This window comes from Azospirillum oryzae, assembly GCF_900177515.1.
GTDB classification, from domain to species: Bacteria; Pseudomonadota; Alphaproteobacteria; order Azospirillales; family Azospirillaceae; genus Azospirillum; species Azospirillum oryzae_A.
Genome location: NZ_FXAK01000007.1, coordinates 42,540 through 65,342 on the forward strand (window position 1 = coordinate 42,540; position 22,803 = coordinate 65,342).

The window sequence follows — 22,803 nt, forward strand, 5'->3', positions numbered from 1 at the left end:
GCCCCTCTTCCGCCGAAGCGACCCGCATGCAGCTGACCCTCCTCGCCCTGATCCTGGCCCTGCTCACCGTGATCGGCTTCCTGATCGGCCGGTCGCGCGCGGCGTCGTCGGTCGGCGGGCGGGTGGCGGAGCTGCATTCGGTCCCCTCCTACCACGGCGTCTATGTCGCGCTGTGGGCCGGGCTGCCGGCGCTGCTGCTGTTCGTCGCCTGGACGGCGTCGGAAGGCTGGCTGGCGATGCAGCTGGTGCTGTCGGCATTGCCGGAGCGGCTGACCACCGGCGACGGCCAGTCCGTCGGGCTGCTGAAGGCCGACATCCTCAACCTCGCCCACGGCATCGCCACCGGACGCGAGGCTGATCCGCTGGTGATGGAGGCGGCCCGCCGCTACGCCGCCTTGCGCGACCTTGCCGACTGGAGCCTGCTGGCCGTCGGCGCCAGCCTTGCCGTCGCCGGGCTGGCCTGGGGCCGCCACCGCATCGGCCCGGACCTGCGCGCCCGCCCGGCGGTGGAGCGGGTGGTGCGGGTGGTGCTGGTCGTCTGCTCGCTGGTCGCCATCCTGACCACGGTCGGCATCGTCCTGTCGCTGCTGTTCGAGGCGCTGCGTTTCTTCACCGTCGTCTCGCCGCTCGACTTCCTGTTCGGCACCCATTGGAGCCCGCAGATGGCGATGCGGGCCGATCAGGTCGGCTCCAGCGGTTCCTTCGGCGCGATCCCGCTGTTCGCCGGCACCCTGCTGATCACCGTCATTGCCATGACAGTGGCGGTGCCGGTCGGGCTGATGGCGGCGATCTATATGTCCGAATATGCCGGGCGCGGCGTGCGCACTTGGCTGAAGCCGGCGCTGGAGATCCTCGCCGGCATCCCGACGGTGGTCTACGGCTTCTTCGCCGCGCTGACCATGGCGCCCTTCGTGCGGTCGGTCGGCGGGGCGCTGGGGCTGGACGTCAGTTCGGAATCGGCGCTGGCCGCCGGCATCGTCATGGGGGTGATGATCATCCCCTTCGTCAGCTCCCTGTCGGACGACGTCATCAATGCGGTACCGCAGAGCTTGCGCGACGGCTCCTACGGCCTCGGTGCCACCAAGTCGGAAACCATCAAGCAGGTGGTCCTGCCGGCGGCGCTGCCCGGCATCGTCGCCGCGGTGATGCTGGCGGTCAGCCGCGCCATCGGCGAGACGATGATCGTCACCATGGCGTCCGGCCTGACCGCCAACATGACCGCCAACCCGCTGCAGGCCGTCACCACCGTCACCACCCAGATCGCCACGCTGCTGGTCGGCGACCAGGAGTTCGACAGTCCGAAGACGCTGTCGGCCTTCGGCCTCGGCCTCGTGCTGTTTCTCGTCACGCTCTGCCTCAACATGGTCGCCCTGCGGGTGGTCCGGACCTATCGGGAAAAATATGACTGACCTCGTCGAGCAGGACGTGGCGGCCGTGACGCCATCCCCCTCCCCCTCCTCCTCCCCTGCCAAATCGCGCCTGCGCAGCGAAGCCTTCGCCCGCCGCCTGCGCGCCCGCCATGCCGCGGAGCGCCGCTTCCGGCTGGCCGGCGCAGCCGCGGTGGCGCTGGCGGCGCTGATCCTGGTGCTGCTGCTGGGTTCCATCGTCGCCAAGGGCGCCAGTGCCTTCCTGGAGACGCGGATCCGGCTGGAGGTGACGCTGGACCCGGCGGAGGTCGCCGACCGCAACTACACCGCCCTGCTGCGCCGGGCGCTCTATGCCCAGTTCCCGCAGGTCACCGACCGCGCCGGCCGCCGCGTGCTGAACGACCTGCTGTCGTCGGGCGCGCCGTACGAGCTGGAGGCGATGGTCGCCAGGGACCCGGCTTTGGTCGGGACGACCCGGACCGTCTGGGTCCGTGCCGACGACCAGATCGACCAGCTGGTGAAGGGCGGCTATCGCCGCGACCTGCCGGAAAGCGAGCGCGGCCTCAGCGATGCCAAGGTTGCGGCAACCGACGCGCTGCTGGCGTCCGGCGCGCTGGCGCAGGGCTTCAACACCACCCTGTTCACCGCCGGCGACAGCCGCGAGCCGGAACAGGCCGGCATCGGCGGCGCCATCGTCGGCTCGCTGCTGACCCTGCTGGTGACCATGGCGCTGTCGGTGCCGGTCGGCATCTCCGCCGCGGTCTATTTGGAGGAATTCGCACCGAAGAACCGCTGGACCGACCTGATCGAGGTGAACATCAACAACCTCGCCGCGGTGCCGTCGATCATCTTCGGCCTGCTGGGTCTGGCGGTGTTCCTCGGCTTCTTCGGCATGCCGCGCTCCGCCCCGCTGGTCGGCGGGCTGGTGATGGCGCTGATGACGCTGCCGGTCATCATCATCGCGTCCCGCGTCGCGCTGAAGGCGGTGCCGCCGTCGATCCGCGAGGCGGCGCTGGGCATCGGCGCCTCGCCGCTGCAGACGGTGCTGCACCATGTGCTGCCGTTGGCGATGCCGGGCATCCTGACCGGCACCATCATCGGCATGGCCCGCGCGCTGGGTGAGACGGCGCCGCTGCTGATGATCGGCATGGTCGCCTTCATCGTCGACATCCCCCACGGGCTGACCGACAGCGCCACGGTGCTGCCGGTGCAGATCTACATGTGGGCCGACAGCCCGGAGCGTGCCTTCACCGAGCGGACCTCGGCGGCGATCCTGATCCTGCTCGGCGTCCTGATCCTGCTGAACGGGGCGGCCGTGATCCTGCGCAAGATTTTCGAGAGACGGTGGTGAGCGCCCCCATGAGCATTAAAAGCGGCATCCCGGGCCAGCTGAAGCTGCGTCCCCGCGCCGACAGGCAAACGGATCGGGCGGCCGCTGCGGCCTTGCCCGCCAAGATGACCGCCCGCGGGGTGAAGGTGTTCTATGGCGCCAAGCAGGCGCTGAAGGGCATCGACCTCGACATCCAGGAAAACCGGGTGCTGGCGCTGATCGGCCCGTCCGGCTGCGGCAAATCGACCTTCCTGCGCTGCCTGAACCGGATGAACGACACCATCGAGGGCTGCCGGGTCGAAGGGCGGATCGCGCTGGACGGCGAGGACGTCTATGGCAAGGCCGTCGATGCGGTGCAGCTGCGCGCGCGTGTCGGCATGGTGTTCCAGAAGCCGAACCCCTTCCCGAAATCGATCTACGACAACGTCGCCTACGGCCCGCGCATCCACGGTCTCGCCTCCGGCCGGGACGAGCTGGACGAGGTGGTGCAGACCTCGCTGAAGCGCGCCGGCCTGTGGGCGGAGGTGAAGGACCGGCTGCGCGAGCCGGGCACCAGCCTGTCCGGCGGCCAGCAGCAGCGGCTGTGCATCGCCCGCGCCATCGCCGTCAGCCCCGAAGTGATCCTGATGGACGAGCCCTGCTCGGCGCTCGACCCCATCGCGACCGCCCATATCGAAGAGCTGATCGACGAGCTGCGGGCCAACTACACCATCGTCATCGTCACCCACAACATGCAGCAGGCCGCCCGCGTGTCGCAGCGCACCGCCTTCTTCCATCTGGGCGAGATGGTGGAGTGCGACGACACCGAGGAAATCTTCACCAACCCGCGCGACGAGCGCACCCAGGGCTACATCACCGGCCGCTACGGCTGAACCCTGCCTTATGCCTGCGCCCCCCTTCCCTCCTTTGTTGAAAAGGCTGTGCCATGCCGGTTAACGTCGAGACGCGCGCTGTGAACGGAGCCACCATGAACGCGGCCCTCAAGCCGCTCGTCCTGATCGTCGAGGACGAGGCCGACATCCTGACGCTGCTGAAGTACAACCTGGAAAAGGAAGGCTTCCGCGTCGCCACCGCCAGCGACGGCGAAGAGGCCCTGCTGGCCGCCGGCGAACAGACGCCGCACATCGTGCTGCTCGACTGGATGCTGCCGCTGATGAGCGGGCTGGAGGTCTGCCGCCAGTTGCGCCGCAACGCCAAGACCCGCGACATCCCGATCATCATGCTGACCGCCCGCGGCGAAGAGGGCGACCGGGTGCGCGGCCTGAATTCCGGTGCCGACGACTATATCACCAAGCCCTTTTCTCCGACCGAGCTGGTGGCCCGCATGCGTGCGGTGCTGCGCCGTGCCTCTCCCGGCATGACCGACGAGGTTCTGACCTTCGCCGACGTGACGATGGATCTGGCCGCCCACCGCGTACGCCGCAACGGCCGGGACGTACATCTGGGACCGACGGAATTCCGCCTGCTGCGCCACTTCATGCAGCATCCCGGCCGCGTCTTTTCCCGCGAACAGCTGCTCGATCTGGTGTGGGGCCACGACGTGTACGTCGAGCCGCGTACGGTCGACGTACACATCCGCCGCCTGCGCAAGGCGATGAACGAAGAGGACGAGCTGGACCTGATCCGCACCGTACGGTCGGCGGGGTATGCACTGGATACGAAGTCGGTGTGAGGGTGTTGGCATTGATTGCCCCCTCCCCATCCCTCCCCCGCCTTTGGCGGTGGAGGGGGCAGGATGCTTGTGAGCGTGGTTTGATCGAGAAGCGGCGGAGTTCCCTCTCCCGCATAGCGGGGGAGGGTTAGGGAGGGGGGAAAGCCGCAGTGGGGTAACACAGCATGATCCTGCTCTTCACCGACTTCGGCCTCTCCGGCCCCTACACCGGCCAGATGAAGGCGGTGTTGGCGCAACAGGCGCCCAACGTCCCCGCCATCGACCTGTTCGCCGACGCCCCCGCCTTCGACCCGCAGCTGTCCGCCTACCTGCTGGCCGCCTACGCCCCGGCCTTTCCCGCCGGCAGCGTCTTTCTCTGCGTCGTCGATCCCGGCGTCGGCACCGACCGGCGGCCGGTGATGGTTGAGGCCGACGGGCGCTGGTTCGTCGGCCCGGACAACGGCCTGTTCGCCCTGATCGCCCGCCGCGCAACGTCGCTAAACGCCTGGACCATCGACTGGATCCCGGACCGGCTGTCCGCCAGCTTCCACGGCCGCGACCTGTTCGCTCCCGTCGCTGCCGATCTCGCCGCCGGCCGTCCTGTCGAGCGCAGCCCCCTCCCCGCCTCTGCCATCGGGCGTCCCGACTGGCCGGACGAACTGCCGCGCATCGTCTATGTCGATGTCTACGGCAACGCCATGACCGGCATGCGGGCATCCTCCCTGCCCGCCGATGCGGTGCTGACCGCCGCCGGCACCCGCATCGCCCGCGCCCGCACCTTCGGCGCCGTCGGGCCGGGGCAGCCGCTGTGGTACGAGAACTCCAATGGGCTGGCGGAGATCGCGGTCAACCGCGGGCGGGCCGATCGGGTGCTGGGGCTCGACGTCGGCGATTCCGTGACGGTGGAGTCCTGAGAAACCCCAAAAGAAAACCGCCCGGAAGCGGGGGCTTCCGGGCGGCTGCTGCTTGATCCGATGCTTGTCCGATCAGGCGTCTCAAGGATCAGTCGTTGTTGCGCTGGCCAAGGAACTGCAGCAGGAACTGGAACAGGTTGATGAAGTCCAGGTACAGCGTCAGGGCGCCCATCAGGGCCAGCTTGCCGGTGCTCTCGTGATCGTAGCCCTCGGCGTAGCTTTCCTTGATCGACTGGGTGTCATAGGCGGTCAGGCCGGTGAAGATCAGCACGCCGATGGCGGAGATCGCGAAGTGCAGGGCCGGCGACTGGAAGAAGATGTTCGCCAGGCCGGCGATCACCAGGCCGATGACGCCCATCATCAGAAAGGACCCCATCTTCGACAGGTCGGCCTTCGTGGTGTAGCCGTAGAGGCTCATCGCCAGGAAGGTGGCGGCGGTGACGAAGAAGGTCAGCGCGATCGACGCCCCGGTGAAGACCAGGAAGATGGCCGACATCGACAGGCCCATGGCGCCGCAATAGGCCCAGAAGATCAACTGTGCCGATGCGAAGGACAGACGCTGGATGCCGAAGGACAGCACCATGACGAAGGCCAGCGGAGCCAGCATGACCACCCACTTCAGCGGCGTGCCGAAGATGGCCTGGAGCATGGCCGGGCTGGACGACACGAGCGCCGCGACCAGACCCGTCAGGATCAGGCCGGCACCCATGTAGTTGTACACGCGCAGCATGTGCTGCCGCAGGCCTTCGTCGAAGTATCCCCGATCTGTCGCGCGGCCTGCGGTCGCGAAGCGGTTATAGGTCGGGTCTGCCATGGTTTGGTTTCCTCGGTGGAATTGGGTGATCCCGTCGCAGGACATATTGGCGAGTCCGTCAGGCGGTTCAATAGGAATCGACAGCGGTTTTTCTAGATGAAAAAGCTTTCACGATTCGTTTTTCCTGCGGCTTTCTGACGCGCGAATCATTCGTTCCGAAGCAATGGCGCCGAAGGCTGGCCCAAAGCCCGCCAAGTACCATAGAACCCGAACGCCAGAGTGATCGCCGTGCTCAGCAATGCGGTGGTGACCACCGCCGACGGCAGGAAGCTCCACTCCCAATGCATCAGGAAGGTCAGCACCGCCCAGGCGGTCAGCGTGCCGATGACACCGGCAATGACCGCGGTCAGCAGGCCGAGCAGCCCATATTCCAGCAGGAAGGCGCGCAGCACGTCGCCGCGCGTCGCCCCCAGCACCTTCAGCACAACCGCGTCGTAGACCCGGCGGCGGTGCCCGGCGGCGACCGCGCCGGCCAGGACCAGCGTGCCGGCCGCCAGCGTGATGCCGGCGACGATACGCACCGCGGTGCCGATATGGCCCAGCATCTCCGACACCGTGTCCAGCGCGTCCTTCACCCGCACCATGGTGATGTTGGGGAAGCGCTGCAGCACGGTGCGCTGCACCTGCGTTTCGGCGTCCGGCGTGGCGCGGACGGTGGCGACCCAGGTCTGCGGCGCGCCTTCCAGCGTGCCGGGGGCGAAGACCATGGTGAAGTTGATCGCCATGCTGCTGAAATCGGCGGAGCGCACGTTGGCGACCTTCGCCTCGATGCTGCGGCCCAGGATGTTGATGGTCAGGGTGGCGCCGGGACCGATGCCGAAGGCCTCGGCGACGCTCTGGTGGATGGAGATCAGCGGCGGCCCGGCATAGTCGGTGGGCCACCAGCTGCCGGCGGTGACGGTCGAATGCTTCGGGATCGTCGCGGAATAGGTGATGCCGCGGTCGCCGGCCAGAATCCAGGCCTGCTCCGGATTGACCAGCGCCTTCTCGGCCTCCTGCCCGTTCACCCGCTCGATCCGGCCGCGCAGGCTCGGCACCGCCTCGAAGGCGCTGGTGCCGGGGACGGCGGTGACGAGATCGCGCAAGGGATCGAACTGGTCGCGCTGGATGTCGACGAAGAAGAAGCTGGGGGCGTCCTGCGGGATCGTCTCCGACACCCGGCGGGAGAAGTTGCCCTGGATCAGCGCGATGGCGACCAGCACCGTCAGGCCGAGCCCCAGCGACAGCACCACCGCCGCCGTCGGGTTGCCCGGCCGGTGCAGGTTGGCGAGCGCCAGCCGCAACCCCGGACGCTTGACGCGGCCCACCCGCTTCGCCCCCCAGGTGACCAGCGCCGCCGCGGCGCGGAAGGCGAGGAAGGTGGCGATCGACCCGCCGACGAACCATAGCGCGAACAGCCTGTTGTGCGCGGTCAGCACCGCCAGCCCGGCGAGCGCCAGGGCGGAAACGATCATCGCCACGGTATAGGGCGTGCGCGGATGCCCGCCGGCGGGAGCGATCACGTCGCGGAACAGGGCACCCGCCGGCACCTCGCGCGCCCGGCCGAGCGGCCACAGCGAGAAGGTCAGCGCGGTCAGCACGCCATAGAGCGCGGCGAGCGCCAGGGCTCCGGGATAGACGCCGATATGGGCCGACACCGGCAGCACGCCGTCGAGCAGCCGGCCGAGCGCCAGCGGCGCCACCGCGCCCAGCGCCAGCCCGATGACGATACCCAGCAGCGCCAGCGCCAGGATCTGCGCCAGATAGAGCTGGAACACCAGGGCGCCGGGCGCGCCGATGCACTTCATCATGGCGATGGTGCGGGCACGCGACTCCAGATGGCTGCGCACCGCGTTGCCGACCCCGACGCCGCCGACCAGCAGCGCGGTCAGCCCGACCAGCGTCAGGAACAGCGTCATGCGGTCGATGAATCGCTCGATCTGCGGCGAGGCGTTGGTGTAGTCGCGCATCCGCCACGGCGCATCGGGGAAGCGGGCGCGCAATCCCTCCTGCCATGCCTTCAGGTCGGTTTGCGGCGGCAGCGCCACCTTGGCGCTCCACCAGGTGAGGCTGCCGGGTTGCAGCAACCCGGTGCCCTGCAGCGACGGCAGCGCCACCAGCAGGCGCGGTCCCAGCGAGAAGGCGTTGGAGGACGCGCGGTCCGGCTCGCGGTCCAGCACGGCGGCGACGCGGTAGACGCCTTCGCCGACGCGGATGGTATCGCCGGGCTTCACCCCCAGCCGGTCGATCAGGCTGGCCTCGACCACCGCACCCCAGCGGCCGTCCTTCTGTGCCAGCGCGTCGCGCAGGTCGCCGCCACCCTGCAGCGCCACGGTGCCGTAGAGTGGATAAAGGTCGTCCACAGCCTTCAATTCGACCAGCGAGGAGCGGGTTTCGTCACCGGCCCGCGCCATCGCCCGCATTTCGGCTGAGGTCGAGACCCGGCCATCGGCTTTCAGCGCCGCCATCTGCCCGTCGGCCGGCGGGCTGTAGAGTTGCCGCAACGCGACGTCACCACCCAGGATCGACCGCCCGTCGCTCGCCAGCCCGTCGAGCAGCCCGCTCGACACCGACTGCACCGACGCGATGGCCGCCACCCCCAGCGCGAGGCAGGCGAGGAAGACCCAGAACCCCTTCAGCCCGGTGCGCAGCTCCCGCCGTGCAAGGCGGAGCGCGAGGATGAGGTTGGTCATCTTGCGCCCCCCTCACACCCGCAATCATTCCCTCTTCCCCCCGGGGAGAGGGTTAGGGTGAGGGGGGTGCAGGGCGAGGATTGGGTTGGTGATCGGGGCGTCGCACGCCGAACAACGCCACGCCGCGTGTCCCCCTCACCCCGACCCTCTCCCCGGGGGGGAGAGGGAGATCTCGCTGGATTCGGATAGGTCATCCCCCTCACTCCCCCGCCGTCTGCAGCTTCGCGCGCCGGGCCGCCTGCCCGTCGTCGGCGATGCGGCCATCCGCCAGCCGCACCGTGCGGTCGCAGCGTGCGGCGAGGGTCTGGTCGTGGGTGATCAGCACCAGCGTCGTGCCCCGCCGCTCGGCCAGATCGAACAGCAGCTTCACGATGGTGGCGCCGGTGTCGATGTCGAGGTTGCCGGTCGGCTCGTCGGCCAGCAGCAGCGACGGCTCGGTAACGAAGGCGCGGGCCAGTGCGGTGCGCTGCTGTTCACCGCCCGAGAGCTGGCCCGGATAATGGTGGATGCGGTGCCCGAGCCCGACCTGCTCCAGCCCGATGCGGGCGCGGTCGAAGGCGTCGGCGACCCCGGCGAATTCCAGCGGAATCGCGACATTCTCCAGCGCCGTCATGGTCGGCACCAGATGGAAGGCCTGGAAGACGATGCCGACATGCTGCCGGCGGAAACGCGCCAAGCCATCCTCGTTCAAGCGCCCGAGATCCTGGCCGGCAACGCGGACGGTGCCGCCGCTGGGGCGTTCCAGACCGGCCATCACCATCATCATGGTCGACTTGCCGGAACCGCTGGGACCGACTACGCCGACCCGTTCCCCGGCCGCCACCTGAAGATTCACGCCGCGCAGGATGTTGACGGGTCCGGCACCGCTGTCCAATTTCAGGTGGACGTCGTCGAGTTCAACGATGGAATCGTTGCCAATGGAATCGTTGGGGGACAAGGCGATGGATTTTGACGACGTTGCAGGGGACTGAGCCTTGGACATGCGACTCTCGCACAAGCGGAACGGACCATCGCCATATGGCACGACCCGCCGGGCTTTCAACACGGGCGCCTTCGCCGCGGCGTTGGCCTTCGTCTTTGCCGCAGGGGTACCGATGACCGTTCCGACCCGCGCAAACGCCGCGCAGCCGGTGAAGCTGCTGGCGCTGGGCGACAGCCTGACCGCCGGCTATGGGTTGCCGGAACCTCAGAGTTTCGCCAGCCAGCTGGAAAAGGCGCTGGCCGCCAAGGGCTATGACGTCACCGTCATCAATGCCGGCGTGTCGGGCGACACCACCGCCGGCGGCCGGGCGCGGCTGGACTGGGCGCTGGCCGACAAGCCGGACGCCGCCATCGTCGAGCTGGGCGCCAACGACATGCTGCGCGGGCTCGACCCCGATCAGGCCAAGGCGAATCTCGACGCCATCCTGAAGACGCTGCGGGAGCGAAAGATCCCGACCCTGCTGGCCGGCATGCTCGCCTCGCCCAGCCTGGGCAAGCCCTACACCGACAAATTCAACGCCATCTATCCCGATCTGGCGAAGAGCTATGACCTGCCGCTCTATCCCTTCTTCCTCGACGGGGTGGCGTTGCAGCAGGCGCTGATCCAGCCCGACGGGATGCATCCCAACGCCCAGGGCGTGGCGGTGATCGTGGAGCGCATCCTGCCCTCCGTCACCGCGCTGCTCGACGGCCTCCCCAATATCGGCAAGACTACGGCCAAGACCGGAGGCTGACCCATGACCGTGACCCTCGACAGCGACACCCGCTTTCACGCCGCCTGCGCCGCCGGGGCGGAGTGGGGGCCGACGGTCAAGGCCTGTCTCGACCGGCTGGGGCCGGTTGCCGGCTGCAACTTGGGTTTCGTCTACCTGACCGACGGGCTGGCGGAGCATGCGACCAGCATCGTCACCCTGCTGCGCGGGGTCACCGGCATCCGCCATTGGGTCGGTACCGCCGGCATCGGCGTGATGGCCAACGGTGCCGTGCTGTTCGACGAGCCGGGGATGGCGATCATGGCCGCCCGCCTGCCGGAGGACAGCTTCCGCCTGTTCCCCACCCTGACCGACGGGCTGGAGCCGCTGCGCGGCAGCGCCGGCGGCTGGCTGGACAAGCATGGCGCGGCGCTGGCGCTGGTCCATGTCGACCCGCACCATGCCGACATGGCCGGGCTGGTGTCCCGTCTGTCGGAGGAGGCCGGCGTCTTCCTGGTCGGCGGCCTGACCGCGTCGCGCGGGGAGTTCCCGCAGATCGCCGCCGGGGCGGAAGATGCCGATCCGGTCACCGAGGGCGGCGTGTCGGGCGTGCTGTTCGCGCCGAACCTGCCGGTCGCCACCGCCCTGACCCAGGGCTGCCGCCCGATCGGGCCGACGCGCACCGTCACCGCCAGCGACGACAACGTGATCCTGGAGATCGACAACCGCCCGGCGCTGGACGTCTTCAAGGAGGACATCGGGCCGGAGCTTGCCGCCGATCTGCGGCAGGTTGCCGGGCTGATCTGCGCCGGGCTGCCCATCGCCGGCTCCGACACCCAGGATTATCTGGTGCGCGACCTGATCGCCATCGACCCGCGTGCCGGCTGGATCTCCATCGCCGAACGGGTGACGACCGGCCAGCCGGTGATGTTCACCCGCCGTGACCCCGAGACCGCCGCCGCCGACATGCGCCGGATGCTGGACAGCCTCAAGAAACGGGTGAAGGCGACGCCGAAGGGAGCGGTGTATGTCAGTTGCATCGCCCGCGGCCCCGGCCTGTTCGGTGCCGCAAACGCCGAGCTGTCGATGATCCGCGACACCTTCGGCGACATCCCGTTGACCGGCTTCTTCGCCTCGGGCGAGGTGTCGCACAACCGGCTCTATGGCTACACCGGCGTGCTGACGCTGTTCTTGTAAAGATCATTTCGAATAAGGAACGTTCCGGATGCAGTATCGTCCGCTCGGCCGGACTGGCCTGTCGGTCAGCGCCATCGGCCTGGGCACCATGACCTGGGGCCGCCAGAACACCGAGGCCGAAGGCCATGCCCAGATGGACGCCGCGCTCGACCGCGGCATCAATTTCTGGGACACGGCGGAGATGTACGCCATCCCGCCCACCGCCGACACCTATGGCAAGACGGAGGCGGTGATCGGCAGCTGGTTCCAGTCGCGCGGCAAGCGGGACAAGGTGATCCTCGCCAGCAAGATCATCGGGGCGCCGGCCGGCGGCTTCGGCTGGGTGCGCGAGGGCAAGTCGCGGCTCGACCGTGCCAACCTCTTCGCCGCGGTGGAGGCCAGCCTGTCGCGGCTGAAGACCGACTATATCGACCTCTACCAGATCCATTGGCCCGACCGCGTCACCAACCGCTTCGGCGTCCGCACCTACCGGCACAAGCCGGAACAGGACGGCGTGCCGATCGAGGAGACGCTGGCGGCGCTGGCCGAACTGGTGCAGGCCGGCAAGATCCGCCATGTCGGCCTGTCGAACGAGAGCCCGTGGGGCGTGATGCGCTGGCTGCGCGCCGCCGAGGTTGCGGGGTTGCCGCGCGTCGCTTCGATCCAGAACGCCTACAACCTGCTGAACCGGACCTTCGAGAACGGCCTGTCGGAAGTGGCCCTGCGCGAGGATGTCGGGCTGCTCGCCTATTCGCCGCTGGGCGCCGGCACGCTGACCGGCAAGTACCTGAACGGCGCCGTCCCGCCGGGCAGCCGCCGCGCGCTCGACCACCGGCCGTCGCGCTACGCCACCGTCAACGCCGACGCGGCGACGGAGGCCTATCTGGACATCGCCCGCCGCCACGGTCTGGCACCCAACCAGATGGCCATCGCCTTCACGTTGCAGCAACCCTTCGTCACCTCGTCCCTGATCGGGGCGACGACGATGGAAACGCTGATCTCCAACATCGACTCCATCGACCTGACCCTGTCGCCGGAGGTGATGGCGGAGATCGACTCCGTGCACAACCGCATGCCGGATCCGTGTCCGTAAGCTGTTTGGTAAATGTCCTCTCGATTGCCCCCTCCCCATCCCTCCCCCGCCCTCGGTCGGCCGAAGGTCGATCCGATCGCGGGAGAGGGGGTAGCACGCTTGTCGGCGTGACTTTATCTCAAGGCGGCGGCAGTCCCCTCTCCCGCGAAGCGGGGGAGGGTTAGGGTGGGGGCATCAGCCGCTGCACCAACCCCGGAGGCTCCCATGCTCCGCCTGTTCGTCGCCGTCGACCTCACGGAGGAGATTCGCCAGCGGCTGGTCGGTCTGGCCGGCGGGGTGCCCGGCGCGCGCTGGATCGAGCAGGAGGCCATGCACCTGACCCTGCGCTTCATCGGCGAGGTGCCGGAGGATCAGGCGATGGACATCGACGCCGCCCTTGCGGAGGTACGGGCGCCGGCGTTCCAGCTCACCTTCGACGGCGTCGGCATGTTCGGCAGCGGCCGCAAGGCGCGGGTGCTGTGGGCGGGGGTGGAGCGCAACGAGGCGCTGGCCCATCTCCAGGCCAAGGTCGAATCGGCTCTCGTCCGCTGCGGCCTGCCGGCGGAGGAGCGGAAGTTCTCCCCCCACATCACGCTCGCCCGGCTGAAGGACGCGCCGGCCGACCGCATCGGCCGCTTCCTGTCCGACCGCGGCCTGTTCCGCGCCGGGCCGATGCCGGTCGATCACGTCACGCTCTACCGCAGCCATCTCGGCAACGGCGGTGCCGTCTATGAAGCCCTGCGGGAATATCCGCTGGAGAGCGGTGCCTAGACGGTGATGCCGTCCCAGGGCTGAGCCTCGGCGGGTCCGTTGCCGCCGCCGGTCCCCACCACCCGATCCTTGCCGTCCTGCTTGGCGCGGTACATGCGCTGGTCGGCCAGTTCGACCAGGGATTCCCAGTCGGCGGGGCGGTCGGCCGTCTGTTCGGCGATGCCGATGCTGGCGGTCTGCAGGCTGCCGTCCGGCCGCTTGCCGAAACCGGCGCGCCGCATCCGCTCCACCGCGATCATCGCGCCCTCCACCGGCGTGTCCGGCATGACGACCAGGAACTCCTCCCCACCCCAGCGCACCAGCGCGTCGGACTGGCGCAGCAGGCTGCGGATGGTGTTGGCGGCATGGCGCAGGACGCGGTCGCCCTCCTCATGGCCATAGCGGTCGTTGACCGCCTTGAAGTCGTCCAGGTCGACGAAGATCGCCGACAGCGGCTGCGCCGCCCGTTCGGCATGGGCGACCTGGAGTTTCAGCAACTCCTCGCCGATCCGGCGGGAGAAGGCCCCGGTCAGGGCGTCGTGCGCCGCCTGTTCCAGCAGCGCGATCATGAAATGCAGCTGGCTGATCGCCGCCAGCGTCGCCACCACCGCGATCAGCGCCAGCAGCCACAGCGCGCTGATGTAGGAGGGAAACGGCATCACCAGCGAGCCGTAGAAGCCGGCGGCGAGATGGGCGCCCAGCATCGGGGCTGCGAACAGCGCGCCCTCCAGCGCGGTCAGCGGAAAGACGCTGAGCCCCGCCACCATCACGAAGGGCAGATAGCCGTAGCCGGCGCTGACGGCGATGCGGAGGTCGTCGACGCCCTGGTTGTAGAGCAGCGGGTGCGAGATGGCGAAGAACAGCGTCGGGATCGCCAGCAGGGCGGTCAGCCGCCACCAGGCGCAGGTCATGTCCTCGCACGACCGGCGGTCGAAGGCGAGCGCCAGGAAGGCGGCGCTGGCGCTCAGGCGCAGAACGATCAGCCAGACCGCCAGCTTCCATTCGAAGACGGTAACGTCGATGGCGATCCACAGCGGCGTCAGCACGCCGAAGATCAGTGCCACCATGCGCACGCGCGACTGGATCATCGCGGCGCGGCGGCGCTGCAGGATCGGCGTGTGACCGGCCGGACGGATCAGGTCGGGCAGTTCGTCGCCGCGGACGAAGGCGCCGAACAGGGTGGCAAGAAGCCTGTCAACCCGCATCAGGCAGCCTGCCCCCGGCACCGGCCGGACATGTCGCCAATGGATTAGCCATGCTGGGTGATTACACGGGCATGACGTCCCCTTCAACGGCTTTCGCGCCGAAATGGCTCACCGGCCGCCGGAAAACACGGAAAGATCCCGGCATGCGACAAAAAGTAACGGGCGGCGCATCACCGACACGCCGCCCGCTGATAATTTTCGCATTGGTGAAGGATCAGTCCTTCAGGTCCTCCCAAAGCTCCTTCACCTTCGCGAAGAAGCCCTCCGACTGCGGGTTCGACCCTTCCTTTGCGGCACCCTCGAACTCGCGCAGCAGTTCCTGCTGGCGTTTGGTCAGGTTCACCGGCGTCTCGACCACCGCCTGGATGTACATGTCGCCGCGCTGGGCGCTGCGCAGGACCGACATGCCCTTGCCCTTGATGCGGAACTGGTGGCCGGACTGGGTGCCCGGCGGGACCGTCACCTTGGTGCGGCTGCCGTCGATGGTCGGCACCTCCACCGAGCCGCCGAGCGCCGCCGTGGTCATCGGGATCGGCACCCGGCAGTGGATGTTGGCGCCGTCGCGCTGGAAGATCGGGTGCGGCGCCAGCGCCAGGAAGATGTAGAGGTCGCCGGCCGGCGCCCCGCGCAGCCCCGCCTCGCCCTCGCCGGCCAGACGGATGCGGGTGCCGTCCTCGACGCCGGCGGGGATGTTGACCTGCAGGGTCTTCTCCTTGCGCAGCCGCCCGGAGCCGCCGCAGTTCTTGCAGGCGTCCTTGATGACCTTGCCGGCACCGTGGCAGCCGGGGCAGGTCCGCTCGATGGTGAAGAAGCCCTGTTGCGCCCGCACCTTGCCGTGACCCTGGCAGGTCGGGCAGGTGATCGGCTGGGTCCCCGCCGCGGCGCCGGAGCCGTTGCAGCTGTCGCACTGCACGGTGGTGGGCACGCGGATGGTGGTCTGGGTGCCCTTGAAGGCGTCCTCCAGCCCGATCTCCAGATTGTAGCGCAGATCCTGGCCGCGGCCCGACGCACCGCCGCCGCCGCGGCGCCCGCCCATGAACTCGCCGAACATCTCGTCGAAGATGTCGGCGAAGCCGCCGCCGCCGCCGAAGTCGAAATTGAAGCCGCCGGCCCCGGCGCCCGCGCCCGGACCACGGCCATTCTCGAAGGCGGCGTGGCCGAACCGGTCGTAGGCCGCGCGCTTCTGATCGTCCTTCAGGACGTCGTACGCTTCGCTGATTTCCTTGAACTTCTGCTCGGCGTCCTTGTCACCCTGGTTGCGGTCCGGGTGGTACTGCATCGCCATCTTGCGATAAGCCTTTTTCAGCTCATCCGCGCTGGCGTTCTTCGCCACACCGAGCAGCTCGTAATAATCCTGTTTCGCCATGGGGGCCGACCGCCTTTGAGTCGTTCTGGTCCAAACTGTCCGCGTCGCGTCGGAGCCTGACCCCAGCATACCGAAGGCCCGCCGCCGGGAAAAGGCGGCGGGCCATCGATGCTCGCGTCAGGTCCGTATCAAAAAGAAGCTGGCCTAACCTCAGGCCGACTTCTTCTTGTCGTCCTGGACCTCTTCGAAGTCGGCGTCGACGACGCCCGGCTCGTTCGGCTGGGCGCCCGGCGCCTCGCCGCCCGCACCCGGGGCCTCGCCCTGGCCGGCCTTGTACATCGCCTCGCCCAGCTTCATCGAGACCTGGGCCAGAGCCTCGGTCTTCGCCTTGATGCCGTCCAGATCCTCGCTGTCCAGCACCGACTTCAGCTCGGTGACGGCAGCCTCTGCGGCGGTCTTGTCGGAGGCCGGGATCTTGTCGCCGTTCTCCTTGATGGTCCGCTCGGTGGTGTGGATCAGGGCGTCGGCATGGTTGCGGGCGTCGACCAGCTCACGGCGCTTCTTGTCGGCGTCGGCATGGGCCTCCGCGTCCTTCACCATCTTCTGGATGTCGGCGTCCGACAGGCCGCCCGAGGCCTGGATGCGGATCTGCTGCTCCTTGCCGGTCGCCTTGTCCTTCGCCGTGACGCTGACGATGCCGTTGGCGTCGATGTCGAAGGTCACCTCGATCTGCGGCACGCCGCGCGGGGCCGGCGGGATGCCGACCAGATCGAACTGGCCCAGCATCTTGTTGTCGGCCGCCATCTCGCGCTCGCCCTGGAAGACGCGGATGGTGACGGCGTTCTGGTTGTCCTCGGCGGTCGAGAAGGTCTGGCTCTTCTTCGTCGGGACCGTGGTGTTGCGGTCGATCAGACGGGTGAAGACGCCGCCCAGCGTTTCGATGCCCAAGCTGAGCGGGGTGACGTCGAGCAGCAGGACGTCCTTGACCTCGCCCTTCAGCACGCCACCCTGGATGGCGGCGCCGATGGCGACCACCTCGTCCGGGTTCACGCCGCGGTGCGGCTCACGGCCGAAGAACTGCTTCACCGCGTCGATGACCTTGGGCATGCGGGTCATGCCGCCGACCAGGATCACCTCGTCGATCTCGCTGGCCTTCAGGCCGGCATCCTTCAGGGCCGCCTTGCAGGGCTCGATCGTGCGCTGCACCAGATCGTCCACCAGGGCTTCCAGCTTGGCGCGGGTCAGCTTGATGTTCAGGTGCTTCGGACCGGTCTGGTCGGCGGTGATGAAGGGCAGGTTGACTTCGGTCTGCGTGGTGGACGACAGCTCGATCTTCGCCTTCTCCGCAGCTTCCTTCAGGCGCTGCAGCGCGAGCTTGTCCTTGCGCAGGTCGATGCCCTGCTCCTTGTTGAACTCGTCGGCCAGATACTCGATGACCCGGCTGTCGAAGTCCTCGCCGCCCAGGAAGGTGTCGCCGTTGGTCGACTTCACCTCGAACACGCCGTCGCCGATCTCCAGCACGGAGATGTCGAAGGTGCCGCCGCCCAGGTCATAGACCGCGACGGTGCCGGAGCCCTTCTTCTCCATGCCATAGGCCAGAGCGGCGGCCGTCGGCTCGTTGATGATGCGCAGCACGTCCAGGCCGGCGATCTTGCCGGCGTCCTTGGTGGCCTGGCGCTGGCTGTCGTTGAAGTAGGCCGGGACGGTGATGACCGCCTGCGTGACCTTCTCGCCCAGATAGTTCTCGGCGGTCTCCTTCATCTTGGTGAGGATGAAGGCGCTGATCTGGCTGGGGCTGTACTTCTTGCCGTGCGCCTCGACCCAGGCGTCGCCGTTGTCGCCGGAGATGATGCGGTAGGGAACCAGGCCCTGGTCCTTCTTCGTCAGCGGATCGTCGAAACGGCGGCCGATCAGACGCTTGATGGCGAAGAGGGTGTTTTCCGGATTGGTGACCGCCTGGCGCTTGGCGGGCTGGCCGATCAGCCGCTCGCCGCCCTGGCTGAAGGCGACCATGGACGGCGTGGTCCGCGCGCCCTCGGCGTTCTCGATCACCTTGGCGCTGCCGCCTTCCATCACGGCGACGCACGAGTTCGTGGTGCCGAGGTCGATACCAATCACTTTGCTCATGTTCAGCCTCTTTCGTTCGGCAGATGCGTGGCGGCCCGTCTGGTCCGGCACCGCCGCGATCCCCATAGGGTCGGTGAAACGTCGGTGGAGCGCTTGGGGGTCTGGCGCCTGGGAGCCGATGCTTGAGAGCAAAGGCCCCCGGGTCCGGCCCGTGCTGGCGGAGATATAGGCGGAGCCGTTTCGGGCTGCAACAGGGTGGCGCGCCTTTCGACCCGCAAATGCGGCGAAAAAACGCTGCCGCGACATCCTCCGCCATGCCGCCGCCGTCCCGCTGCTCTTCGCAATAGAATACCGGTGTATTCAAGCAAGCGAAGGCGAGTATCCCGATAATCACCCTCTCTGATTCAAATCGTCACAGATGTTACAAGTGATTAATGCTTCGATCATGAACCAGTCGATGCAGTTAACCTTTCATTAACAAGCAATGGCGTGCAGCGCCTCTTCCAATCAATTCGCGGTTGCTGTGATTATTCATGTTCCGGAGAATCTATATAGTGAAAAGCCGAAAGGAATATGCTATCTCCTTTGTGTCATAGGGACGACCGCAAGGGATTGGGCCAGCGACGCTTCCGTCGCCGCCACCGGAGCATGCGGTTCCATGCAAAGCTGGTCACACAGGTGTGAAAGGGAAGCGCGATGATGGACGAACGACGCGATGTGGCCCTGGCCATCAAGTCCTGCCTGGACAGCCTGATGAGCGACGCGACGCGCTGCGACCTCGACGACCTGGCGCGCTTCATCAGCCTCGCCGCTCTCGCCGCGGAAGAGGCGGCCGTCGCCCACGACCCCCAGGCCGTCCGTCTGAAGGCGCTGATGGCGACCGGGGCCGGCCACTGCTGACCGGCAACCCTGGTCCGCCTTGAATTGCAGGAGCGGAAGCCCCTCTGCTTTATAGGATTTCGGCGTTGCGGATGGCGTCGTCGATCCGGCCCAGCATTTCGGCGCAGGACTCATCGCCATCCATCAGGTCGGGAAGCGCGAAGCTGAACATCGCGACCGCGGCCACGCTCCCCGCCGCATCCGGGCGTTCCGCGCCGACCAGCCACAAATAGTGGGTCTCGGCGCGGCCTTCCTCTTCCGTCCGCATCATCGCCTGGGCGATCACGGCGCCGTCGGCGCGGCTGTCCAACGTCCGGTCGCCCGCCCGCGGGTCCTGCGGCCGGACGAAGCGCAGCGCCATCTCCTGCAGGGTGGCTGCCGTTCCGCCGGAGTCCGGCCGCGGCACCACCCGGTCGGTCACCAGCCGCAGCACGCCGGCGGCCGGCGGCGGCGGCCGGAAGGTGCCCACCGGCTGCCCTTCATGCTCTTCCACATCGACCGCCCAGCCGGCCGGCAGCCGGAACCGCACCGTATCGGACCAGCCGATGTCGGAGCCGGGCCCGTTCCCCTGCCCGTCCGGTGAATAGGTATCGTCGGCCATCGCCTGCTCCCGAAAAATCGCCGCGTGCTGCTGTGGCACGCCGGGACCGGCACCATAGGCGGCGCCCGTCTTCCCGCCAATGCCAGTTTGAACCGGTCGGGATTGCCGCCGCGACCGCTTGCTCCGGGATTTACTCGGGGATCAGGAACTGCACGCCCAGCCAGCGCCAGCGGCCGTCGGCGGCCGGCAGGGTGCAGTTGACGCGGGCGCGGCCCGGCGGGAAGGGATCCTTGATGCGGACCTCCACCCGATCCTCGGCGATGCGCTCCAGCGCGGTGCGGCCCTGGCCGGTGGCGAAGCAGGCCAACTTGGAGCTGTCGCCCACGCCGTCGGCGATGGTGAAGCCCAGCGGCGGCGGGTTGACGGTGACCAGCGGGTCGTCGGGCGTCAGGTCCGACACCGGCAGCGGCAGCGCGTTGGCCGCCAGCTCGAAACGGTCGGCGCTGCCGTAGGTCTCGTTCATGACGAAGCGCGGCAGGCTCCAGGGATCGGCCTGCGGGTGCAGGACCCCCGACTGCTGGCCGAAGGCGGCGGTGAAGCCCTGGTCGACCACCAGCTGCCGCACGGCCAGCGAATATTCCCCCTGCGGATAGGCGAAGATCGCCGGGCGCTTGCCCAATTCGGTCTGGAAGCGGTCGGACATCCGGCGCAGGTCGGCCGCCAGCTGATCCGGGGTGCGGGCCAGCATCGACTGGGTCGAGGTGCCGAGCGCCCCGATGGTGACCCCCGCCGCCGCCAGCTGGCGGATTTCACTCCAGCTCATGTGGGCGGGCGATCCGCGGTCGACGGCGTCGGTGGCGACGAACAGGGTAAAGGGCAGATTGGTCGCCTTCAGCCGCGGCCAAGCCTCGGTGAAGGCGGAGCGGCTGGCCTCGTCGATGGTGATCGCCACCGTGCGGTCGGGCAGCGGCTTGCCGGTGCGCAGGGCGTCCAGGATCTTCGGCAGCGGCAGGACGTGGTAATCGCCGTCGGTCAGCTCGTCGAGATGGGCTTCGAACTGGTCGATTCGGATGCTGATCGAGGGGTTCTGGTCCTCGCCGAAGCGGTCATAGGCGAAGACCACCGCGCTGGCGCCCTGCGGTGACGCGGATTCGGCGGCGGCGGGCCGGGACACCGGCACGAGCGCGGTCCAGACGGACAGCGCGGCGGCGGCGAGTACCCTGACGGCACGACGGAACGGCATGGCGGCCTGCGGAAAAGGCTGATCGGGGCGACCTTCGCCCAGACGCAAAGGATGTGCCACAGTCCCCGCCATGCGAACAAGCTCCGTCCGCCGCTTTTCCACGGACGGCGGCGATGCGGTGCGCGCGTGCAACAATGGAAGACGTCCGCGCCGGCACAAGCCGCGATATAGGAGCCGGCACCCAACCCTTCCTACATCAGCCGGCCGCCGGCCGCGGCATCGGTCAGCAGCGGGTAGCGCTCGGCATTCGGAAGCTGATAGTGCCACCATTCCGACGGGTAATGCTCCCACCCGGCGCCGACCATCACGCCCAGCAGCAGGGCGCGGTTGCGCTGCTGTTCGGCGGTCAGGTCGCTGCGGCCATGGTGCGACCGCTCGGTCATCGCGTCGAAGCCGGTACCCATGTCCAGGGCCGAGCCGGCGCCATCCACCAGCGTCAGGTCAACCGCCACCCCGCGGGTGTGGTTGGAGCCCAGCCGCGGGTCGGCGATATAGACGGGGTCGGGAAAGGCGTGCCAGAGCCTCCATTGCGCCTCCGCCGGGCGGAAGGCATCGTAAATCCGCAAGCGGCAGCCGATGCCGCGGGCCAGCCGGATGGCGTCGCCGAGCCGGCGGGCCGCTTCGGGATGCAGCAGGCACACCGCCGAGCGGTAGATCGGCACGCCCGACAGGTTGTCGGCGGTGGCGTAGAGAAGCTCCAGATCGATGTCAAAGGCCGGGGGCGCGATCTCGGTCAGCATGGAATGGACAACCATGGGCGTATGAGGACAAGGATCGTCCTCTAGCATGGCCGCGGCGCCATCTGCCATGGTCACGGGTCTGCCATGCCGGAGGCGGTCTTTCCCGGTGGAACGGTCCCGGTGTGGCAATCCAGGGAAGGCGTGCCTGCGTATTACACAGCGGCCGTCCGCGCGACGCGGCGGCCAGGAAGGCGGAGCGATGAAGGTTCTGGGTCTGGATACGGCCACGTCCGGCTGTTCGGCGGCAGTATGGGAGGGCGTGTGGGAAGGAACGGCCGGTCAGGCCGGCGGTGCGCGCGTGACCGTTCGGCGCAGCCCGCCGATGTCGCGCGGTCAGGCCGAAGTGCTGGTGCCGCTGGCGCAGAAGGTGATGGCAGAGGCCGGTATCGGCTTCGCCGACCTCGACCGCATCGCCGTCACCGTCGGGCCGGGCGCCTTCACCGGGCTGCGCATCGCGCTGGCTGCCGCACGCGGCATCGCCGTCGCCCAGGACCTGCCGGTGGTCGGCATCACCAGTTTCGACGCCATCGCCCATGGCGTGCCGGCGGCCGAACGCGCCGGCCGTTCGCTGCTGGTCGCCGTCGACAGCCGGCGTGCCGAGCCCTTCCTGCAGCTGTACGACGCGGCGCTGACCCCCGTGGGCGAGCCGGCGATGCCCGACCCGTCGGCGATCGCCGGCTGGCTCGACGCGCTGTGCCCGTCCGGTCCGCTGCTGCTGGCCGGTGACGCGGCGGCGGCACTGCTCCCGCTGCTGGGCGGCCGGGCCGATGTCGTCCGGGCGTCCGGCGACGGGCTGCCGGATGCCGCCGTGGTCGCGGCGCTGGGGGCGGCCCGCCCCACCGGCCTGCCGGCCGAGCCCTTCTATCTCCGTCCGCCCGACGTCACTTTGCCGAAGTCGGTTGCCCGCAAGCCGGAACCGGGAGCGGCGGCATGACCGCGCCCACCGTCCGCCTCCACCCCGCCGGCCCGCTGGAGGCCGGGGTGGTCGCGGCCCTGCAGCAGGCCTGCTTTCCCGACGATCCGTGGGACGAGGCGTCGGTCGCCACCCTGACAACGCCGCCGGCTGGCTTCGCCGTCATCGCGCTCGACCCGCAGGACCAGCCGGTCGGCTTCGTCATGGCCCGCGTCGCGGCTGAGGATGCCGAGATCCTGGCGATCGGCGTGCTGCCCCAGGCGCGACACGGCGGCATCGGCCGCCTTCTGGTCGAGGCCGCCGTCACCGGATCGCAAGACCTGGGTGCGACTGCGCTGTTTCTTGAAGTCGCCGAGGATAATCCGGCGGCATCGAGTCTATACAAGGCCAGCGGCTTTTTTTCCGTCGGCCGCCGTCCCGGATACTACAGGCGTGCCGACGGCCGGGTCGCGGCGCTTGTCCTGCGCCGCAATCTGGATGGGGCATAGGG

General features: G+C 68.6%; 21 protein-coding genes. 12 read left to right on the plus strand and 9 right to left on the minus strand.

Translation table 11 applies throughout. The features are described 5' to 3' along the window. The first annotated feature begins 26 nt into the window (after positions 1-26). From pstC to B9N97_RS12755, 5 genes are all read left to right on the plus strand, one after another. Positions 27-1,409, plus strand: a complete 1,383-nt coding sequence (gene pstC / locus B9N97_RS12735) for a phosphate ABC transporter permease subunit PstC (protein WP_085086965.1) — start codon at positions 27-29, stop codon at positions 1,407-1,409. Then, positions 1,402-2,718 carry a phosphate ABC transporter permease PstA gene (pstA, locus tag B9N97_RS12740; RefSeq protein WP_085086967.1) on the plus strand — a complete coding sequence of 439 codons (1,317 nt, stop codon included), beginning with the start codon at positions 1,402-1,404 and terminating at the stop codon, positions 2,716-2,718. The genes pstC and pstA overlap by 8 nt, the downstream gene beginning before the upstream one ends. Positions 2,719-2,726: 8 nt before the next feature. Continuing rightward, entirely contained in the window at positions 2,727-3,569 is an 843-nt protein-coding gene (pstB, locus tag B9N97_RS12745) for a phosphate ABC transporter ATP-binding protein PstB (protein ID WP_085086969.1), read from the plus strand. Positions 3,570-3,664: 95 nt separating this feature from the next. After that, positions 3,665-4,369: a phosphate regulon transcriptional regulator PhoB gene (gene phoB / locus B9N97_RS12750; RefSeq protein WP_083896944.1), complete on the plus strand. Its 705-nt coding sequence runs from the start codon at positions 3,665-3,667 to the stop codon at positions 4,367-4,369. Between the two features lie 164 nt (positions 4,370-4,533). Continuing rightward, positions 4,534-5,262: an SAM hydrolase/SAM-dependent halogenase family protein gene (locus B9N97_RS12755; protein WP_085086971.1), complete on the plus strand. Its 729-nt coding sequence runs from the start codon at positions 4,534-4,536 to the stop codon at positions 5,260-5,262. Positions 5,263-5,350: 88 nt separating this feature from the next. Here B9N97_RS12755 and B9N97_RS12760 read toward each other — a convergent pair whose 3' ends face one another. The 3 genes from B9N97_RS12760 to B9N97_RS12770 form a co-directional block, all read right to left on the minus strand. Continuing rightward, entirely contained in the window at positions 5,351-6,076 is a 726-nt protein-coding gene (locus B9N97_RS12760) for a Bax inhibitor-1/YccA family protein (RefSeq protein ID WP_085086973.1), read from the minus strand. Positions 6,077-6,222: 146 nt separating this feature from the next. Next, positions 6,223-8,748, minus strand: a complete 2,526-nt coding sequence (locus tag B9N97_RS12765; RefSeq protein ID WP_085086975.1) for an ABC transporter permease — start codon at positions 8,746-8,748, stop codon at positions 6,223-6,225. A gap of 199 nt (positions 8,749-8,947) precedes the next feature. After that, complete coding sequence (locus B9N97_RS12770) at positions 8,948-9,730, minus strand: ABC transporter ATP-binding protein (RefSeq protein WP_085086976.1); 783 nt, start codon at positions 9,728-9,730, stop codon at positions 8,948-8,950. 112 nt (positions 9,731-9,842) lie between these two features. Between B9N97_RS12770 and B9N97_RS12775 the strand changes: the two genes are divergently transcribed. The 4 genes from B9N97_RS12775 to thpR all read left to right on the plus strand — a co-directional run bounded on the left by B9N97_RS12775 (position 9,843) and on the right by thpR (position 13,440). Continuing rightward, the gene (locus B9N97_RS12775) at positions 9,843-10,463 is read left to right on the plus strand and encodes an arylesterase (RefSeq protein ID WP_244560697.1); all 621 of its coding nucleotides are present in this window, start codon (positions 9,843-9,845) and stop codon (positions 10,461-10,463) included. A gap of 3 nt (positions 10,464-10,466) precedes the next feature. Then, positions 10,467-11,618, plus strand: coding sequence for an FIST signal transduction protein (locus B9N97_RS12780; RefSeq protein WP_085086980.1), 1,152 nt, complete (start codon positions 10,467-10,469; stop codon positions 11,616-11,618). A 28-nt stretch (positions 11,619-11,646) separates the two neighbouring features. Continuing rightward, positions 11,647-12,690, plus strand: coding sequence for an NADP(H)-dependent aldo-keto reductase (locus B9N97_RS12785; protein WP_085086982.1), 1,044 nt, complete (start codon positions 11,647-11,649; stop codon positions 12,688-12,690). Between the two features lie 204 nt (positions 12,691-12,894). Further along, positions 12,895-13,440, plus strand: coding sequence for an RNA 2',3'-cyclic phosphodiesterase (thpR, locus tag B9N97_RS12790; protein WP_085086984.1), 546 nt, complete (start codon positions 12,895-12,897; stop codon positions 13,438-13,440). Here the strand turns inward: thpR and B9N97_RS12795 are convergent. The 3 genes from B9N97_RS12795 to dnaK all read right to left on the minus strand — a co-directional run bounded on the left by B9N97_RS12795 (position 13,437) and on the right by dnaK (position 18,057). Next, complete coding sequence (locus tag B9N97_RS12795) at positions 13,437-14,624, minus strand: GGDEF domain-containing protein (protein WP_085086986.1); 1,188 nt, start codon at positions 14,622-14,624, stop codon at positions 13,437-13,439. The two genes, thpR and B9N97_RS12795, sit on opposite strands and share 4 nt — an antisense overlap. Before the next feature lie 214 nt (positions 14,625-14,838). After that, positions 14,839-15,990: a molecular chaperone DnaJ gene (dnaJ, locus tag B9N97_RS12800; RefSeq protein WP_085086988.1), complete on the minus strand. Its 1,152-nt coding sequence runs from the start codon at positions 15,988-15,990 to the stop codon at positions 14,839-14,841. Positions 15,991-16,140: 150 nt separating this feature from the next. Then, positions 16,141-18,057, minus strand: a complete 1,917-nt coding sequence (gene dnaK / locus B9N97_RS12805; RefSeq protein ID WP_085086990.1) for a molecular chaperone DnaK — start codon at positions 18,055-18,057, stop codon at positions 16,141-16,143. 636 nt (positions 18,058-18,693) lie between these two features. Between dnaK and B9N97_RS12810 the strand changes: the two genes are divergently transcribed. Further along, positions 18,694-18,897, plus strand: a complete 204-nt coding sequence (locus B9N97_RS12810; RefSeq protein WP_085086992.1) for a hypothetical protein — start codon at positions 18,694-18,696, stop codon at positions 18,895-18,897. Between the two features lie 49 nt (positions 18,898-18,946). Here the strand turns inward: B9N97_RS12810 and B9N97_RS12815 are convergent, their stop codons facing one another. The 3 genes from B9N97_RS12815 to ddpX all read right to left on the minus strand — a co-directional run bounded on the left by B9N97_RS12815 (position 18,947) and on the right by ddpX (position 21,400). Further along, on the minus strand, positions 18,947-19,477 hold the full coding sequence (locus B9N97_RS12815) for a hypothetical protein (protein WP_085086994.1): 531 nt from the start codon (positions 19,475-19,477) through the stop codon (positions 18,947-18,949). A gap of 130 nt (positions 19,478-19,607) precedes the next feature. Beyond that, positions 19,608-20,660 carry a polysaccharide deacetylase family protein gene (locus tag B9N97_RS12820; protein ID WP_085086996.1) on the minus strand — a complete coding sequence of 351 codons (1,053 nt, stop codon included), beginning with the start codon at positions 20,658-20,660 and terminating at the stop codon, positions 19,608-19,610. Positions 20,661-20,851: 191 nt separating this feature from the next. Continuing rightward, the gene (gene ddpX, locus B9N97_RS12825) at positions 20,852-21,400 is read right to left on the minus strand and encodes a D-alanyl-D-alanine dipeptidase (protein ID WP_085090551.1); all 549 of its coding nucleotides are present in this window, start codon (positions 21,398-21,400) and stop codon (positions 20,852-20,854) included. Positions 21,401-21,599: 199 nt separating this feature from the next. Between ddpX and tsaB the strand changes: the two genes are divergently transcribed. Both tsaB and B9N97_RS12835 read left to right on the plus strand, forming a co-directional pair. Next, positions 21,600-22,334 carry a tRNA (adenosine(37)-N6)-threonylcarbamoyltransferase complex dimerization subunit type 1 TsaB gene (gene tsaB, locus B9N97_RS12830; protein WP_085086998.1) on the plus strand — a complete coding sequence of 245 codons (735 nt, stop codon included), beginning with the start codon at positions 21,600-21,602 and terminating at the stop codon, positions 22,332-22,334. Further along, positions 22,331-22,801, plus strand: a complete 471-nt coding sequence (locus B9N97_RS12835; RefSeq protein ID WP_085087000.1) for a GNAT family N-acetyltransferase — start codon at positions 22,331-22,333, stop codon at positions 22,799-22,801. Before tsaB ends, B9N97_RS12835 begins: the two co-directional genes overlap by 4 nt. Positions 22,802-22,803 lie beyond the last annotated feature (2 nt).

Coding starts and splice junctions, on each gene's coding strand:
- pstC (WP_085086965.1), top strand. CDS start 27: ATGCAGCTGACCCTCCTCGCCCTGATCCTGGCCCTGCTCACCGTGATC.
- pstA (WP_085086967.1), top strand. CDS start 1,402: ATGACTGACCTCGTCGAGCAGGACGTGGCGGCCGTGACGCCATCCCCC.
- pstB (WP_085086969.1), top strand. CDS start 2,727: ATGAGCATTAAAAGCGGCATCCCGGGCCAGCTGAAGCTGCGTCCCCGC.
- phoB (WP_083896944.1), top strand. CDS start 3,665: ATGAACGCGGCCCTCAAGCCGCTCGTCCTGATCGTCGAGGACGAGGCC.
- B9N97_RS12755 (WP_085086971.1), top strand. CDS start 4,534: ATGATCCTGCTCTTCACCGACTTCGGCCTCTCCGGCCCCTACACCGGC.
- B9N97_RS12760 (WP_085086973.1), bottom strand. CDS start 6,076: ATGGCAGACCCGACCTATAACCGCTTCGCGACCGCAGGCCGCGCGACA.
- B9N97_RS12765 (WP_085086975.1), bottom strand. CDS start 8,748: ATGACCAACCTCATCCTCGCGCTCCGCCTTGCACGGCGGGAGCTGCGC.
- B9N97_RS12770 (WP_085086976.1), bottom strand. CDS start 9,730: ATGTCCAAGGCTCAGTCCCCTGCAACGTCGTCAAAATCCATCGCCTTG.
- B9N97_RS12775 (WP_244560697.1), top strand. CDS start 9,843: ATGACCGTTCCGACCCGCGCAAACGCCGCGCAGCCGGTGAAGCTGCTG.
- B9N97_RS12780 (WP_085086980.1), top strand. CDS start 10,467: ATGACCGTGACCCTCGACAGCGACACCCGCTTTCACGCCGCCTGCGCC.
- B9N97_RS12785 (WP_085086982.1), top strand. CDS start 11,647: ATGCAGTATCGTCCGCTCGGCCGGACTGGCCTGTCGGTCAGCGCCATC.
- thpR (WP_085086984.1), top strand. CDS start 12,895: ATGCTCCGCCTGTTCGTCGCCGTCGACCTCACGGAGGAGATTCGCCAG.
- B9N97_RS12795 (WP_085086986.1), bottom strand. CDS start 14,624: ATGCGGGTTGACAGGCTTCTTGCCACCCTGTTCGGCGCCTTCGTCCGC.
- dnaJ (WP_085086988.1), bottom strand. CDS start 15,990: ATGGCGAAACAGGATTATTACGAGCTGCTCGGTGTGGCGAAGAACGCC.
- dnaK (WP_085086990.1), bottom strand. CDS start 18,057: ATGAGCAAAGTGATTGGTATCGACCTCGGCACCACGAACTCGTGCGTC.
- B9N97_RS12810 (WP_085086992.1), top strand. CDS start 18,694: ATGATGGACGAACGACGCGATGTGGCCCTGGCCATCAAGTCCTGCCTG.
- B9N97_RS12815 (WP_085086994.1), bottom strand. CDS start 19,477: ATGGCCGACGATACCTATTCACCGGACGGGCAGGGGAACGGGCCCGGC.
- B9N97_RS12820 (WP_085086996.1), bottom strand. CDS start 20,660: ATGCCGTTCCGTCGTGCCGTCAGGGTACTCGCCGCCGCCGCGCTGTCC.
- ddpX (WP_085090551.1), bottom strand. CDS start 21,400: ATGCTGACCGAGATCGCGCCCCCGGCCTTTGACATCGATCTGGAGCTT.
- tsaB (WP_085086998.1), top strand. CDS start 21,600: ATGAAGGTTCTGGGTCTGGATACGGCCACGTCCGGCTGTTCGGCGGCA.
- B9N97_RS12835 (WP_085087000.1), top strand. CDS start 22,331: ATGACCGCGCCCACCGTCCGCCTCCACCCCGCCGGCCCGCTGGAGGCC.